This window comes from Chitinophaga sp. CB10 (assembly GCA_001870995.2).
Lineage (GTDB): Bacteria > Bacteroidota > Bacteroidia > Chitinophagales > Chitinophagaceae > Chitinophaga.
Map to the genome: position 1 here is coordinate 16785 of MLAV02000005.1, position 14770 is coordinate 31554.

Genomic DNA, 14770 nt, shown 5'->3' on the forward strand with positions numbered 1-14770 from the left:
ATACCGGCTAAAACGTTATAGTACGAATGATTGCGGTTACTTGTGTAAACTGGAAGGGCGGATGATGAGGTCGAGCGGCAGCACTACCTGTTGCAGGGCGGTGGTGGGCTGATTGAGTTCCTTCATGAGGATGGAGACGAGGTTTTCGCCGATTTGTTGCAGCGGTTGCGCCACGCAGGTGATGGCGGGACTGTGGAGGCGGAAGATGTCGTGATCATCGAAGGATACCACGCCGATTTCCTTACCGATGGTCCATCCGAGGCTGCGGATACTTTCGATACCGTAGATACCGAGGTAGTTGGTGGCGAAGAAGACGGCGTCGAGTCCTTTCACGGAGGTGAGGAATTTTTTGATTTCGTCGTTGAACCCTTCCCGGTCCAGGTCGAACGGCAGTTTTTTCACCAGCGTTTTATTGGGCGTGATGCCGGCGGCTTTCAGCGCGTCGTTATAGCCCTGGAGGCGGTCTTTCATCTGCACCTGGTCGGACGTGGTGGTCACGATGGCGATTTTGGAATAGCCTTGTTTGGTCAGGTGTTCGGTAGCCACGTAGGCGCCTTTATAGTTATCTACCACTACGTAGTGGGAAGGCATCTGCGGGAAGTAGCGGTCCATGAGGACGATCGGTTTGCCGGCGCCCTGCAGTTGTTCTATTTCCTTGTCCAGGTTTTTGGTGGGCGTGATGATGTAGCCGTCCACCTGCCGGTATTTGAGGACTTCGAGGAGGCCTTTGGCTTTTTCCGTATTATCCTCTGTGGAGCCGTAGAGTACCTTATAGCCGTATTTATCGGCTTCGTCCTCCACTACTTTGGCCAGCGTGGCGAAGAAGTTGTTGGCGATATCTTCGACGATAAGGCCTATAGTTTTGGTTTTGCCGGTGCGCAATCCGCGAGCCAGCTGGTTCGGCTTATATTTAAGTTTGCCTGCTATTTTCTGGATTTTTTTGCTTACCTGATCGCTGATCCTCTTCTCTTTGGCTTTTCCATTCAGTACGAATGAGACAGTGGTAGGAGATACACCGGCCTGTTTTGCAATATCTTTAATAGAGATACCTTTCATAATAAGAGTTATGCTATATCGATTTAGCCCAGCGTAATTTACAAAATGAAGTTGAAATTTACATCGTTGTGGTAATTATTCCAAATAACCCTTGGCCGGCATGCATATAAAGCAATTGTAATTTGTATCACATTAAAAGGCCATTTTAAAAAAGATGATATTTTTTTAACCAAATTTTAATAATTTGGCAACAAACATAGGACAATGGTATTTCTTTCCAGGAAGCAAGATGCCATCAATAATACTCGTTTAAATTAATACATGAATGAAACCCATCCTTATTAAAGTTGGGGCCTTTGCCGATAATCAGATCACGATTATAGAGAGATGTGATCCTTATTTTAATACGCCGTTTCACTTTCATCCGGAGTGTGAACTGGTATTTGTGACAGAGAGCCATGGGAAGAGGATCGTAGGCGACAGCATTGAGAGCTTTGAAGAAGGCGACATGGTGTTTCTGGGTCCGCATATCCCGCACGTATGGTATAATGATGAAGGGTATTATAAAGGCGATGAAAGTCAAAAGGCCCGTTCTGTTGTGATTTATTTCCCGAAGGACATCTTCGGGGAGAAGTTTTATGGCCTGCCTGAGACCAAGGCGCTGAGCGAGTTATTCCACAAGGCGCAGCGGGGGATGAAGATCATCGGGGAGACTTATGACAAGCTGAAGCCGGAGATCCTGTCGCTGCCCCGCAAGGAAGGGCTGGACCGGATTATTTCCCTGCTGCACATCCTGAAGACGTTGTCTGAAACGAAGGACTGTTATTACCTGGCCAGCACCGGTTATTCGCATGCCTACAATGTGAAGGACAACCATAAGATTGACGAAGTTTTCAAGTATGTGATGAACAACTTCTCCAAGGAGATATCCCTGCAGGATGTGGCCAGTATCACGAACCTCTCGCCGCAGTCCTTCTGCCGTTTCTTTAAGAACCGTACCAAGAAGTCGTTTGTACAGTTCCTCAACGAGGTGCGCATTGGCCATGCCTGCAAGCGCCTGACGGAGGAGGATTGGTCCATCGCGGAAATTGCCTACAGCTGCGGATTTAAAAACTTATCCAACTTTAACCGGTTCTTTAAGGAGATAGTCGGTAAAACGCCAAAAGAGTATAAAATCGAGCTTCGGTTAAAAGAAGCCTGATCATTTTCACGCGAGAGATTTCCCTTTATATTACCACGTATATGATACTTTATTCCCTAAAAATAATAGGGAAATCTCCCAAAATATATTACTTTCATATAAGTTAACATTTAGTCAACCAAAACGCATTTCTTCTCCTGTAATTCGATGTACAGCAGTTATCAAGATCACGAATTAGTATCGCTGCTAAAAAGCGATAACGTTGCTGCCTTCAATGCCATTTACGAGCGTTACAGCAAAGCCCTGTATTTATTTATCTACAGTAAGCTGGACGCTGCAGAAATCAGCAAGGATGTGTTGCAGGATCTTTTTGTTTCCCTTTGGGAGAAACGACAGTCCCTTGTGCTGAAGGAGTCCCTCAAATCCTACCTGTACCAGGCAGCGCGCCATAAGATCATTGACATTTACCGGAAAAATACCACCTACCGGAAGTACCTGCAGCAATTGATCGAACATTTTGACGAGCAGCCGCATTCCATTTCGGACCAGGTGGATACCAAGGCCCGCACGCAGGAAATGTTTGAGGCCATCAACCACCTGCCGGAAAAAATGAAGGAAATATTTATGCTGAGCCGGTTTGAGAACCTGAGCGTAGAACAGATCGCTTCGCACCTCAACCTCTCCCAGCAAACGGTTAAAAACCAGATAACCAAAGCTTTAAAAATATTAAGAGCCAACTATGCCCAACCGGATATGATCCTGCTGATTGTTTCCATCCTCCTGGGAATCATGGCCTGATATTATTTTTTTAGCCGGAAATAGTACCAATTCCACGTTATTACGACATTACAATATCAAAAACGCTATCAGGTGGACATAGAACAGATTAAAATATTACTGGAACGATACAACCAGGGAACCTGCTCACCGGAGGAAGCGGATATCATTGAACAATGGTTCGACAATATCAACCGTCATCAGTCAGTGATCATGAATGATGATGCGCTGAATCTACAGTTAGACGAAGTTAAACAACTCATAAACGAGCAAATAGCACCGCAGGCAGAGCGCCCTGTACCGGCCACGAAGGTACGCAGCCTCCGCCCGTGGTATATTGGCGTCGCCGCTGCGGCGGCACTGGCCGCGGGGGTATTCCTCTTCAGGAACGACCGTCCCGCAACGGCGCCTGCATCTCCCCCCCTTATTATAGCCAACACCAAAACCGTTACACGTACCGTAAATAACGGCTTTGTGGAAGTAAGTACGCCCAATGGCCTGAAGGAAACCATTACCCTGGAAGACGGCAGCACCATTGCCATGAACGGCGGCACCAAAGTGCGCTACCCGGAGCGTTTCGGCAGCAATGCCCGCCAGGTATTCCTGGAAGAGGGGGAAGCGATGTTTGAGGCCGCGCATGATCCGGCAAGGAGCTTTACCGTGTACAGCGGGGACCTCTCCACCGTGGCGCTGGGCACCTCCTTCAACATCCGGGCTTACGCCAGCGAGAATGATATCACCGTAGCGCTCATCAGCGGGAAAGTAAAAGTAGAAAAAACAGGCTCGGCCAGCAAAGGCGCCATCCTGATGCCCAGCGAACAGCTGCGGTACAACCGCGTATCGCTCCACATGATCAAAACCACCTTCTCTAACCCGGACAATATCATCGGATGGAGGAAAGGCTACCTGATCTTTGACGGGGCTAACTTCAACGATATTGCCAACGCGCTTCAAAATCGTTTTGGCGTTACCGTTATTAACAACAGCAACAAAACCGAGTGGAATTATAAAGGGTCCTTTACCAAAAACGAAAGCCTTTCTGAAGTACTGGACGTGATTTGCACCATTAAATCTATTAAATACACCATTAAAAGCGATACCGTTTATCTCGAAAACTAAAACAAGCCAATATGAGGGTAAAGCCATGCCCACTGAAATGGTTTTTCTCCTTTGGCCTGATACTGACGCTGCTGCTTGCAGGTAGCCTGACCTCCGTGGCCAACGCCGTCAGGCATGTTCAGGAACCTACGATACCCATTACTGTCAGTATCCAGGCAAAAGATAAAAACCTGGAGGATGTTATTTCGGAACTATCAACCAAAACAGGATTAAACTTTCATTATGATAAATCAGACTTAAACCTCCGGAAGAAAGTAACACTTAACTGTGTGAAGATTCCAATCGAAGAGGTGTTAATACAGCTTTCACACCAAACGGGATTAAGATTCACCCGTAAACAAAACAAAATAATCGTTGGCGCAGACGGTGACTCCCAATCTTCACCGTCTGTAGAATTGGACAACAACGTTTCACTAGATAGAGAAGTAACCGGTATCATACGCGATAACAAAGGCACGCCACTTCCAGGAGTAACAATTCAGATCAAGAACAAGAGCAGGGGCACGCAGGCAGACGCGGCAGCGGCTTTTTCCATAAAAGCAGCGCCGGGCGATGTGCTGGTATTCAGCTCCGTGGGATTTTTCACCAAAGAAGTAATGCTGGGCACTTCCAGCGACCTCCATGTAGTGATGCAGGAAAACATCCGCGCGCTGGGCGAACTGGTAGTTACCGCCATGGGCATACAAAAGAAATCCAAAGAGCTGCCCTATGCCACCCAACAACTCAATGGCGACGACGTTTCGCTCGTAAAGGATGCCAACGTCATGAACACCCTTGCCGGCAAAACTGCAGGCGTAACAATTACGCGTAATGCTTCCGGGATAGGCGGCTCCGTGAGGGTGGTGCTCCGGGGCAACAAATCCACCCGCGAAAATCAACCGCTGTACATCGTGGACGGCGTACCCTATGCCAACTTCATGCCTTCCCAGCCTACGGACGTATGGGGGCAGTCCAACAACATTATCGGCGCCGGCGGCCGCGATGGCGGGGACGGCATCTCCAACCTCAACCCCGACGATATAGAAAGCATCAACATCCTCAAAGGCGCATCCGCCGCAGCCCTCTACGGCAGCCAGGCCGCCAACGGGGTCATACTCATCACCACCAAAAAAGGAAGGCCGGGGAAAAGTAAATTTGACTTCAGCTCCGACTTCACCGTGGAAACCCCTTCCCTCCTGCCGGACCTGCAATACCGCTATGCGCAGACGGACCCGCCGGGCGTATCCTCCACGAACAGCCAGCAACCGGGCTCCCTGGGCAGCTGGGGCAAAAAGATACAGGCGCCCGACCATGTAAAACATTTTTACCAGACCGGCCATACCTGGACCAACGGCATCTCCTACAGCGGGGGCACCGAAACAGCACAAAGCTACCTGTCATACGCCAATACAACGAACAAAGGAATTTTGCCTACCAATACTTTCAGGAGGCACGCACTCAATTTCCGTGAAACGCTCAAGCTGTTTAACAACCGCCTGGTAGTGGATGCCAACGCCTCCTTCCTGGTACAGAACACCAATAACCGGCACTCCTCCGGCCTTTACTACAGCCCTATTTCAGGGTTGTACACCTTCCCCCGCGGACTCGATTTCGACTACTATAAAAATAATTTCGAGTACCCTGATATGGAGCGTAACCTCTACCTGCAAAACTGGTGGAACATCCGGTATGATAAAAGGTGGATCGGGCAGGACGACCAGCAAAACCCGATGTGGGCCCTGAAACGCAATATCCGTAAGGACTTCCGTTACCGCGGTATGGGTACCGTCTCGGTTAATTATAAATTCAATGACTGGTTGTCTATCCAGAGCCGGGGCAGCTACGATAAATCCATGGACGAATACGAGCTGCAAGCCTATGCCGGCACGCAGGTCGTACTCTCCGCCTCCAACGGCAGGTACACGCTGGAAAAAGAATTCAACACCCAGCTTTATGCGGACCTAATGCTGAACGGCAGCGGCAAAGTCAACGACTGGCTGCACCTGGCCGGTAACCTGGGCGGCAGCATCACGGATATCAAAGCGCATGAACGGACGTATAACGGGGCCAATCCCAACTCCGACCCCGGGCTGCTGTATCCGAATAAATTCGCCGTCAGCAATATCATGAGCGTGGCCATGGACGCCCAGCATTCCGTAGAGCAGAAGCAGCTGCACGCCTTGTTTGGCAACGTGCAGCTGGGCATACGCAACGTGCTGTTCCTGGACCTGACAGGCCGCAACGACTGGTCCAGCACCTTTGCCTTTACGCCTACCCTTAAGAAAGGATACTTTTATTATTCCGCCGGCGCTTCCCTGATCCTCAGCGATCTGCTGAAGCTGCCTAAGCAGCTGGAGTTCCTGCGGGCGCGTATTTCCTTTGCCAAAGTAGGGAATGATATTGCCAGCTACGCCAGCAACCCTGCGCCGTTTACCATGCAGACCATTGCCGGCGTTACCCGCGTAGTGCTGAACCAGCGTACTCCCTACCCCGGCGTGTACCTGGAGCCGGAAGATAACCAGAGCTTTGAAACCGGGCTGGAAGCGCGGCTGTTTAAAAACCGCCTCACACTGGATGTAACCTGGTATAAAAACAACAACTACAAACAATACATGGAAGTGCCTGCCCCGCCGGGTTCCAGGTACCTCACCTATTACCTGAACATGGGCAATATCCAGAACAAGGGCTGGGAAGCGACGGTAACGGTATCGCCTGTACGGGATAAGAAATTAAACTGGACCAGTACGATCAACTTTGCCGCCAACAACAACAAGGTGATCAAGCTTAGCAACGACGAAATCCCCGGTGCGGATAAAAGCAACAGCTTTGTACTCACGGACTTCGGGGTGAATATGTTTGGCTCCTTCATCCAGGAAGGCGGCTCCTGGGGCGACATCTACAGCAACAAGGAGCTGGTGAAAAATGAAAAAGGGCAGTACCTGCTGGACGACCAGGGCCGGCTGCAGACCAACGGGAAGCAGAAAAGGGTAGGCAATCCGAATCCTGATTTTTCCCTGGGCTTCAACAATAGTTTTTATTACGGCAACTGGGCGCTGAGCTTCCTCGTGGATGGCCGCTTTGGCGGCAAGGTGATGAGCGTAACGCAGGCGGTACTCGACTGGTATGGCGTTAGCGAAACCACTGCCAAAGCCCGCGACAACGGCGGCGTGAAGCTCGACGCGGTGTATGAAAACGGCCGGCCGTTTAACGGCATCCTGGATGCGCAATCGTATTACACGACCATCGGCGGCCGCGCCGGCATCGGGGAGCTGTATATGTACGATGCTACGAATATCCGTTTGCGGGAGTTAAGTTTGAGCTACCGCATACCGCTGAAGTGGAAGTGGCTGCGCAACGCGCGGGTAGGGCTGATTGGCCGCAACCTGTTTTTCTTTAAGCTGGATGCGCCTTTTGACCCCGAGGTATCGATGGGTACAGGGAACGGGCTTCAGGGTGTAGATGTATTTGGCCTGCCGCCGGTAAGGAGCATGGGCCTGAATTTAAAAGTAGGATTTTAATAATGCAGCTATGAAAAAGTGTAAATTATTGATCGTGTTTTGCGTTGCATGCCTGCTTCTCAGCTGTACCAAACGGTTTGGGGAGATCAACAAAAATCCCTATGATTTTACAGAGGAAGAGCTGAAAGCGGACTTCCAGCTGATGGGCGAGCCAATGTCGCAAGCCCAGCTGAACTTGCTGATATATAACGATCCGCCTACGGCGCAGCTGCAACAGAACCTGAATGCGGATGTGTTTTCGGGATATATGATGTCCCCCAACCCGTATGAAGGCAACATCAACAACCTGAACTACGGCCTGCTCTACTACTGGAATGTAAAGCCCTGGATCGTTACGTACAGCAATGTGATGAAGTCGTGCGACTTCACCCAGCAAAAAGCAAAGGGTAAATACCAGGAGTTTTACGCCTGGGCGCAGATCATGAAAGTGGAAGCCATGCACCGGCTGAGCGATATCTACGGCCCGATCATCTACACGCATTACGGCGAGATCAACGCCGACAAAAGCATCGATTACGATTCCCAGCAGGAGGCGTACTACGCGTTTTTCAAGGATTTGGACGAGGCCATAGGCGTACTGACGGACTCTGTGAATAACCACGCAGCGTGGCGGTTTTCCAACTTTGACCTGGTGTATAAAGGCGATTATGCCAAATGGGTAAAGTTTGCGAACACGCTGCGGCTAAGGCTGGCCATCCGCATTAATGGGGTGGACCCGCAGAAGGCGAAGCGGGAGGGCGAGGCTGCCTTATCGCATCCTTTAGGATTGCTGACTACGCCGGACGATAATTTCAATGTGAACATCACGCCGGTAACGCACCCGTTGAACATCATGTGCTACAACTGGGCGGATATCCGCATGGGCGCGCCGATGGAATCCATCCTCACCGGGTACAGGGACCCACGCCTGCCGTTTTACTTTGTGCATGCGGAAGGCGGCGCTGACACCTATCATGGCATCCGCAACGGCATTGCCATCAGGGCGAAAGAGGAGTACGCCAGCTTTTCCTCCCTGGCGAGGCTGCCGAGTAAGATCCAGTTTATGACTGCTGCGGAAGCCTGGTTTTTAAAAGCGGAGGCTGCCCTGAATAATTGGAGCAACGCAGGCGATGCCGGCGTAAATTATGAGAGAGGGATACGCAGTTCGTTTCAGCAATATGGCATTAATAACGTCAACGACTATATTAACAACGATACCAGTAAGCCCAAACCCTATGTGGACCCGCATAATGCGGCGAATAACGTACCGGCCGGGGATAAACATTTATCCACCGCCACCATCAAATGGGATAACAATGCCGCTTACGAAGTAAAGCTGGAAAAGATCATCACGCAGAAATGGATTGCGATGTTTCCCGAGGGGCAGGAGGCGTGGAGCGAGTTCCGGCGGACGGGATACCCTAAATTATTTCCCGTGGTGATTAACAACAGCGGCGGCGCCATCTCCACAGAAAAATTCATACGCAGGCTACCTATCCCCCAGATAGAAAATGTAACAAACCCACAGGCCGTAGAGCGGGCCAAGAAAACGCTGAAAGGGCCGGACACCGGCGGAACACCGTTGTGGTGGGACTTGCGGTAGGGGCGGATTTTTTCTCGCAAAGGGGATTTTTTCTCGCAGAGGGGCGTAAGGTGGTTTAAGTCGCAGAGGTTTTTTTCTCAATGAGGTTTTTTTCTCGCAGAGGGGCGTAAGGTGGTTTAAGTCGCAGAGGGTTTTTTCTCAATGAGGTTTTTTTCTCGCAGAGGGGCGTAAGGTGGTTTAAGTCGCAGAGGTTTTTGCAGTAGGTTCGCAAGAGCGCAGGCCCTTTGCTTGCTTATATCCCTTTGCGAGCTTTGCTTTCTTATGTTTCTTTGCGAGCAAAAAATCCGCCAGGCCGCAGGCCCTTTGCGCCCTTTGCCACCTTACCCCCCTTTGCGCGCTTTGCTTTCTTATGCCCCTTTGCGAGAAAAAAGTCCCCCAGGCCGCAGGCCCTTTGCGCCCTTTGCCATCTTACCCCCCTTTGCGCGCTTTGCTTTCTTATGCCCCTTTGCGAGAAAAAGATCCGCCTGAAAAAAATTTCCCTCGCACATGGTACTACTTTAATTTCCGTCCGACACCTACTTCATACATAGCGCATGTAATTCCCGGGGAGAACTCAGATCAATACCCATTTCATTAATCTTAAAAAGGCATGTATGAAAAACAACCTACGCCTTATGAGAATGTGCGTGGCTACCGGTGTGGTCCTCACTTCCATAACAGCAGTTCAAATGCAGGCGAAGGCCGCTAACCTTCCGGCTACGGCAGTTTCATTAAAGAGTACCTTCCAGAACAACCCCGTTTCCGGAACTGTACGTGACAGTAAAGGGAATGCGCTGCCAGGAGTAACCGTACAGGTGAAGGGTACCAGCAGAGGCACCCAAACCTCCGGCGATGGGTCCTACCACCTGGATGCTAAAAGTGGAGATGTGCTGGTGTTCAGCTCTGTGGGCTTTGCTCCAAAAGAAGTAGCCGTAGGTAACAGCGCTACAGTTAATGTAACCCTTGACGACAATGTAAGAGGACTGAATGAGCTGGTGGTAACCGCACTGGGCATTCAGCGTAAAGCCAAAGAATTAACCTATTCCACACAGTCGGTAAAGAACGAAGACCTTACCACTGTGAAAGAAACTAACGTGGTCAATAGTTTATCCGGTAAAATTTCCGGCTTGCAGGTAAACCGCAGTGCTTCCGGCGTTGCGGGTTCTGCAAGAGTGGTATTACGCGGACAAAAATCTATACGCGAAAATCAGCCATTGTATGTTGTAGACGGAGTTCCTATCGCGAACTTCACCAGTGCGCAACCTACCGACCTGTGGGGACAATCATCCGGAGCTTCCTCCGGCGGTAGGGACGGTGGAGACATCCTCAGTACCATCAACCCGGACGACATTGAAAGTGTGAACGTACTGAAGGGCGCCTCTGCCTCTGCACTGTATGGCAGCCAGGCCGCCAACGGGGTGATCATGATCACCACTAAAAAAGGAAGGGCAGGACAAACGAAAGTGAATTTCTCCTCCAACTTTATGCTCGACAAAGCCGCTTACGGTCCGGACCTTCAATTCTCCTATCTGCAAACGAATAAAGACAACCTCTATAGCTGGGGCAGTAAAGGCGCCAGCCCGGATCATGTAAAATCTTTCTTCCAGAACGGACAAACATGGATCAACTCCATCAATTTATCCGGCGGTACCGAAAAGGCACAAACCTACTTCTCCTATTCCAACACAACCAACAAGGGAATAGTGCCTACGACCAAGTTTGACCAGCATACGGTTAACTTCCGGGAAAACGCCAACTTCCTCAACGACCGGCTGAATATCGACGCGAACGTGCTGGCCACTACGCAGAAAGCGCATAACCGTCCCAGCTCCGGGCTTTATTATAACGCGCTTACCGGCTTGTACCTCTTCCCGAGAGGACTCAACTTCCAGCAATATGCGGATAACTTTGAGTACCTGAGCGCCAAACGCAACATGTACCTGCAAAACTGGTGGAACCTGAATTATGAAGAAGGGAAAAGCGGCCAGGACTCCCAGCAGAACCCTTACTGGATCCTTAACCGCAACGTCACCGAAAACAGGAAGGATAACATGATTGCAGCCATTACCCTCCGTTATAAATTAACGCCGTGGCTGAATGTACAGGCCAGGGGTAACGCCAATAAATCATGGGATAAATATGAACTGAAAGCCAATGCCGGTACACAAACTACCATTGCAGACAACAACGGCCGCTATACTTACGATTACATCACCAGTACGCAGTATTATGGCGACTTCCTCGTGATCGGCACGCCTAAGCTCTCTGATAACTTCGGGCTGAACTTCACCGCCGGTACCAGCATCACCGACCTGAAGCAGGACCGTACTTTCCTGGATTCAAAAGACGGCGACCTGGCCTTTGCGAATGTTTTCCACATCGGTAACCTGAACCTGAATTCAGCTACCCGGGTAACGCCTACAGGCCTCAGAAGGCAGCTGCAATCCGTATTTGCCACTGCGGGTATTAATTTCAGGGAGAAGGTATTTTTAGACCTGACAGGCCGTAACGACTGGTCCTCCACCCTGGCGTACTCCCCCAATATGAAGAAAGGATACCTCTATTATTCAGCCGGGCTGAATACCATCCTGAGCGACCTGGTTAAAATGCCGGAATGGGTGAACTATGGTAAAATCCGTGCATCTTATGCGAAAGTGGGTAACGATATTGCACCTTTTGCAACTTTGCCGACCAATACCGTTACTTCCGGTATCCTGACTTCCAATACATCCGGCGCATTCCTGAACCAGCCACTGAAGCCTGAAATGACTACTTCCGTTGAACTGGGTACAGAATGGCGCTTCTTTGATAACCGGCTGAACTTCGACTTCACCTGGTACAATTCACACACCAAAGATCAATACTTCGATTTCCGCATATCGAGTGGCTTCCTCTACCCTAACGCCTTCATCAATGCAGGTGACGTGCGTAACACGGGTATTGAGGCCACTTTAGGTTACCAGGTAATCAAACAGAAAGCGCTGAGCTGGACCACTACCTTCAACTTCACGCGTAACAAAAATACCCTGATTGAGCTGGCTCCGCAGCTGCACGGCGATTACACCATTACACCAAAAGGGGATAATGTGAATAACTATGCGCTGGTGCTGCATGAGGGCAGCTCTTTCGGGGATATTTACGGCCGGGCATTTAAACGCGCCGCAGACGGCAGCATCCTCGTGGACGACAATGGCAAGCCGCAGGCAGCGGATGGCCCGCTCACCTATCTCGGCAATCCTACGCCTAAGTTCTTACTCGGATGGAACAACAGCATTACCTGGAAAAACTTCAACATCAACTTCCTGATCGATGGCCGCTTTGGCGGTAAAGTAATGAGCATCACCCAGGCCATGCTGGACGAATACGGCGTATCCCAGGCAACTGCGGATGCACGCAACGCCGGCGGCGTAACCATAGATGCTACCAAAGCCAGTGGCGGCAAGTTTGCCGGCCCTATCGACCCGGCCGTGTTTTATGGCGCGGTGGGCGGCCGTGCCGGTATCACTGAATACTATATGTACGATGCGACCAACGTACGCCTCAGAGAGTTTTCCGTGGTATATACCATTCCTACGAACAGCAAGGTCCTCAAAGACCTGAAGGTAGGACTGGTAGGACGTAACCTGTTTTTCTTCAGCAAGAAAGCGCCTTACGATCCTGAGCTGAGCATGAGTACCGATAATGGTTTACAGGGTGTGGATGTATTTGGCCTGCCTGCTACACGCAGCTTCGGGCTTAACCTGAAAGTATCCCTCTAACCGATTCAGAACCACAAAAACAAAAGCTATGAATTCACAATCATTGAAGATAGCAGGGCTGGCAGTTGCGGCGATACTTAGTTTTGGCAGCTGTACAAAGAATTTCGAAGAGATCAACAAGAACCCTTACGGTTCTACCGATAAAGACCTGGAAGGCGATTATGCCATCGTAGCAGCGCAGTTGCAGCAGGCGCAGCGCAGCATTTACCTCTATCAGCCGGTGCCATCCTTCCAGCTGCAACAAAACCTCCTGGGCGATGTATTCAGCGGGTACATGATGAGCGCCACGCCTTTTGCCGGCAACAGCAACAACCTGAACTACAACCTGCTGGACGGCTGGACCAGTTCCGCATTCACCATTGCCTACGCCAACGTGATGAATCCGCTCTATAAATCCATCCAGTTTTCAAAAGACAAGAAACTGCCCGATGCGGTAGGCATGTCGGAAATTCTGCGGGTAGAGGCAATGCACAGGGTCAGCGATATATACGGGCCCGTTATTTACACCAAGTACAATACCCCCAATGCTGAAGGCGGGGTGGATTTTGACAGCCAGCAGGAAGCTTACAATGCCTTTTTCACGGACCTGAAAGATGCCATTGCCCAGCTGACCCCATTTGCCGGCAAAACCGCCAGCACCTTGTTTGCCAAGGCGGACCTGGTTTACGGGGGAAACTATACGAAATGGCTGCGCTTTGCCAATACCCTGCGCTTACGGCTTGCCTTGCGTATTGTGCGCATAGACCCCGCGAAGGCGAAGCAGGAAGGCGAGGCGGCGCTGGCCGACCCGGCGGGTTTGCTGCTCGACCCGAGCGACAACTTCCTGGTGGATATCGGCAGCACTACCCATCCGTTGAATACTATTAACTCCAGCTGGGATGATATCCGTATGGGCGCGCCTATGGAATCGATCATGGGCGGTTATAACGACCCGCGGTTGCCAAAATACTTCCGCACCGCCACCGATGCCACAGTAGCCGGCGCTTATAAAGGTATCCGCAACGGTATCAACATAGATGCGAAGGAGCGTTATGTGGGCTATAGCAAACTGGCGGACTTCCCCAGCAAGATACAACTGATGACCGCAGCGGAAGCCTGGTTCCTGAAGGCGGAAGCAGCCCTCCGCGGATGGGCCAATGCCGGCAGCGCCCAGGCGAATTATGAGCAGGGCATCCGGGTATCGTTTGATCAGTACAAACTGGATGGAGCGGACGCCTATATTAATAACAGCACTGCCAGGCCGTTGGCTTACGCGGACCCGAAGGCGATTACGCCAGGCAGTAACGACGTTACAACCGGTTCCCCTTACCTGAGTACCATCACCATCAAGTGGGATGCTGCGGCCTCCTTTGAAAGAAACCTGGAACGGGTGATCACACAGAAATGGATTGCAAATTACCCTGAAGGGCAGGAAGCCTGGTCCGAGTTCAGAAGAACCGGTTATCCCAAGCTCTTCCCCGTGGTAATTAATAATAGCGGCGGGAAAATCAGTACAACGGATTTTGTGAGAAGGGCCATCTTCCCGAGCAACGAGTATCAAACCAACAATGCGGCAATGCAGCGGGCCATTGGCGCCCTGAGCGAGCCTAAAGATATAGGCGGGACGCACCTGTGGTGGGATCCGAAACAATAATGATCAACTCTTTTTTGAATCGCGTGCATAAAAAATCAATGCCGGTCTTATCAAGGACCGGCTTTTTTATCTCCCTTAAAAATGTGTAGAAATTACACTTCAAAAAATTTGCAAAAAAAATTTGCAATTTTTTAATAACCGGATAGTACCAAATGCATTTAGCCCCGACTACTACATAGCGATCAAAATCAAAACTAACTGTAACAATTACGACTATACGAAAAAATAGACCTGATGTATCCCTTTGGCCTGTAAGATTTCACTGACTCTCAAATATGAAGGACGGTT

Annotated in this window: 8 protein-coding genes; 7 read left to right on the top strand and 1 reads right to left on the bottom strand. The window is 50.4% G+C overall.

Annotated elements, in window-relative coordinates:
- Positions 1 to 36 precede the first annotated feature (36 nt).
- A complete protein-coding gene (locus BOC67_RS08855) occupies positions 37 to 1056 on the bottom strand; it encodes a LacI family DNA-binding transcriptional regulator (protein ID WP_291909536.1) in 1020 nt (339 codons plus the stop codon).
- A 265-nt stretch (positions 1057 to 1321) separates the two neighbouring features.
- Here BOC67_RS08855 and BOC67_RS08860 point away from each other — a divergent pair, with 265 nt between their 5' ends.
- The 7 genes from BOC67_RS08860 (at position 1322) to BOC67_RS08890 (ending at position 14482) form a co-directional block, all read left to right on the top strand.
- On the top strand, positions 1322 to 2197 hold the full coding sequence (locus BOC67_RS08860) for an AraC family transcriptional regulator (RefSeq protein ID WP_291909537.1): 876 nt from the start codon (positions 1322 to 1324) through the stop codon (positions 2195 to 2197).
- A 147-nt stretch (positions 2198 to 2344) separates the two neighbouring features.
- A complete protein-coding gene (locus tag BOC67_RS08865; RefSeq protein ID WP_291909539.1) occupies positions 2345 to 2935 on the top strand; it encodes an RNA polymerase sigma factor in 591 nt (196 codons plus the stop codon).
- Positions 2936 to 3007: 72 nt separating this feature from the next.
- Complete coding sequence (locus BOC67_RS08870; protein WP_291909541.1) at positions 3008 to 4033, top strand: FecR family protein; 1026 nt, start codon at positions 3008 to 3010, stop codon at positions 4031 to 4033.
- Positions 4034 to 4044: 11 nt separating this feature from the next.
- Complete coding sequence (locus BOC67_RS08875; protein ID WP_291909545.1) at positions 4045 to 7530, top strand: SusC/RagA family TonB-linked outer membrane protein; 3486 nt, start codon at positions 4045 to 4047, stop codon at positions 7528 to 7530.
- Between the two features lie 10 nt (positions 7531 to 7540).
- Entirely contained in the window at positions 7541 to 9112 is a 1572-nt protein-coding gene (locus BOC67_RS08880) for a SusD/RagB family nutrient-binding outer membrane lipoprotein (RefSeq protein WP_291909548.1), read from the top strand.
- Between the two features lie 593 nt (positions 9113 to 9705).
- Entirely contained in the window at positions 9706 to 12849 is a 3144-nt protein-coding gene (locus BOC67_RS08885; RefSeq protein WP_291909550.1) for a SusC/RagA family TonB-linked outer membrane protein, read from the top strand.
- A gap of 28 nt (positions 12850 to 12877) precedes the next feature.
- Positions 12878 to 14482: a SusD/RagB family nutrient-binding outer membrane lipoprotein gene (locus BOC67_RS08890; RefSeq protein ID WP_291909554.1), complete on the top strand. Its 1605-nt coding sequence runs from the start codon at positions 12878 to 12880 to the stop codon at positions 14480 to 14482.
- The last annotated feature ends 288 nt before the right edge of the window (positions 14483 to 14770 follow it).

Coding starts and splice junctions, on each gene's coding strand:
- BOC67_RS08855 (WP_291909536.1), bottom strand. CDS start 1,056: ATGAAAGGTATCTCTATTAAAGATATTGCAAAACAGGCCGGTGTATCT.
- BOC67_RS08860 (WP_291909537.1), top strand. CDS start 1,322: ATGAAACCCATCCTTATTAAAGTTGGGGCCTTTGCCGATAATCAGATC.
- BOC67_RS08865 (WP_291909539.1), top strand. CDS start 2,345: ATGTACAGCAGTTATCAAGATCACGAATTAGTATCGCTGCTAAAAAGC.
- BOC67_RS08875 (WP_291909545.1), top strand. CDS start 4,045: ATGAGGGTAAAGCCATGCCCACTGAAATGGTTTTTCTCCTTTGGCCTG.
- BOC67_RS08880 (WP_291909548.1), top strand. CDS start 7,541: ATGAAAAAGTGTAAATTATTGATCGTGTTTTGCGTTGCATGCCTGCTT.
- BOC67_RS08885 (WP_291909550.1), top strand. CDS start 9,706: ATGAAAAACAACCTACGCCTTATGAGAATGTGCGTGGCTACCGGTGTG.
- BOC67_RS08890 (WP_291909554.1), top strand. CDS start 12,878: ATGAATTCACAATCATTGAAGATAGCAGGGCTGGCAGTTGCGGCGATA.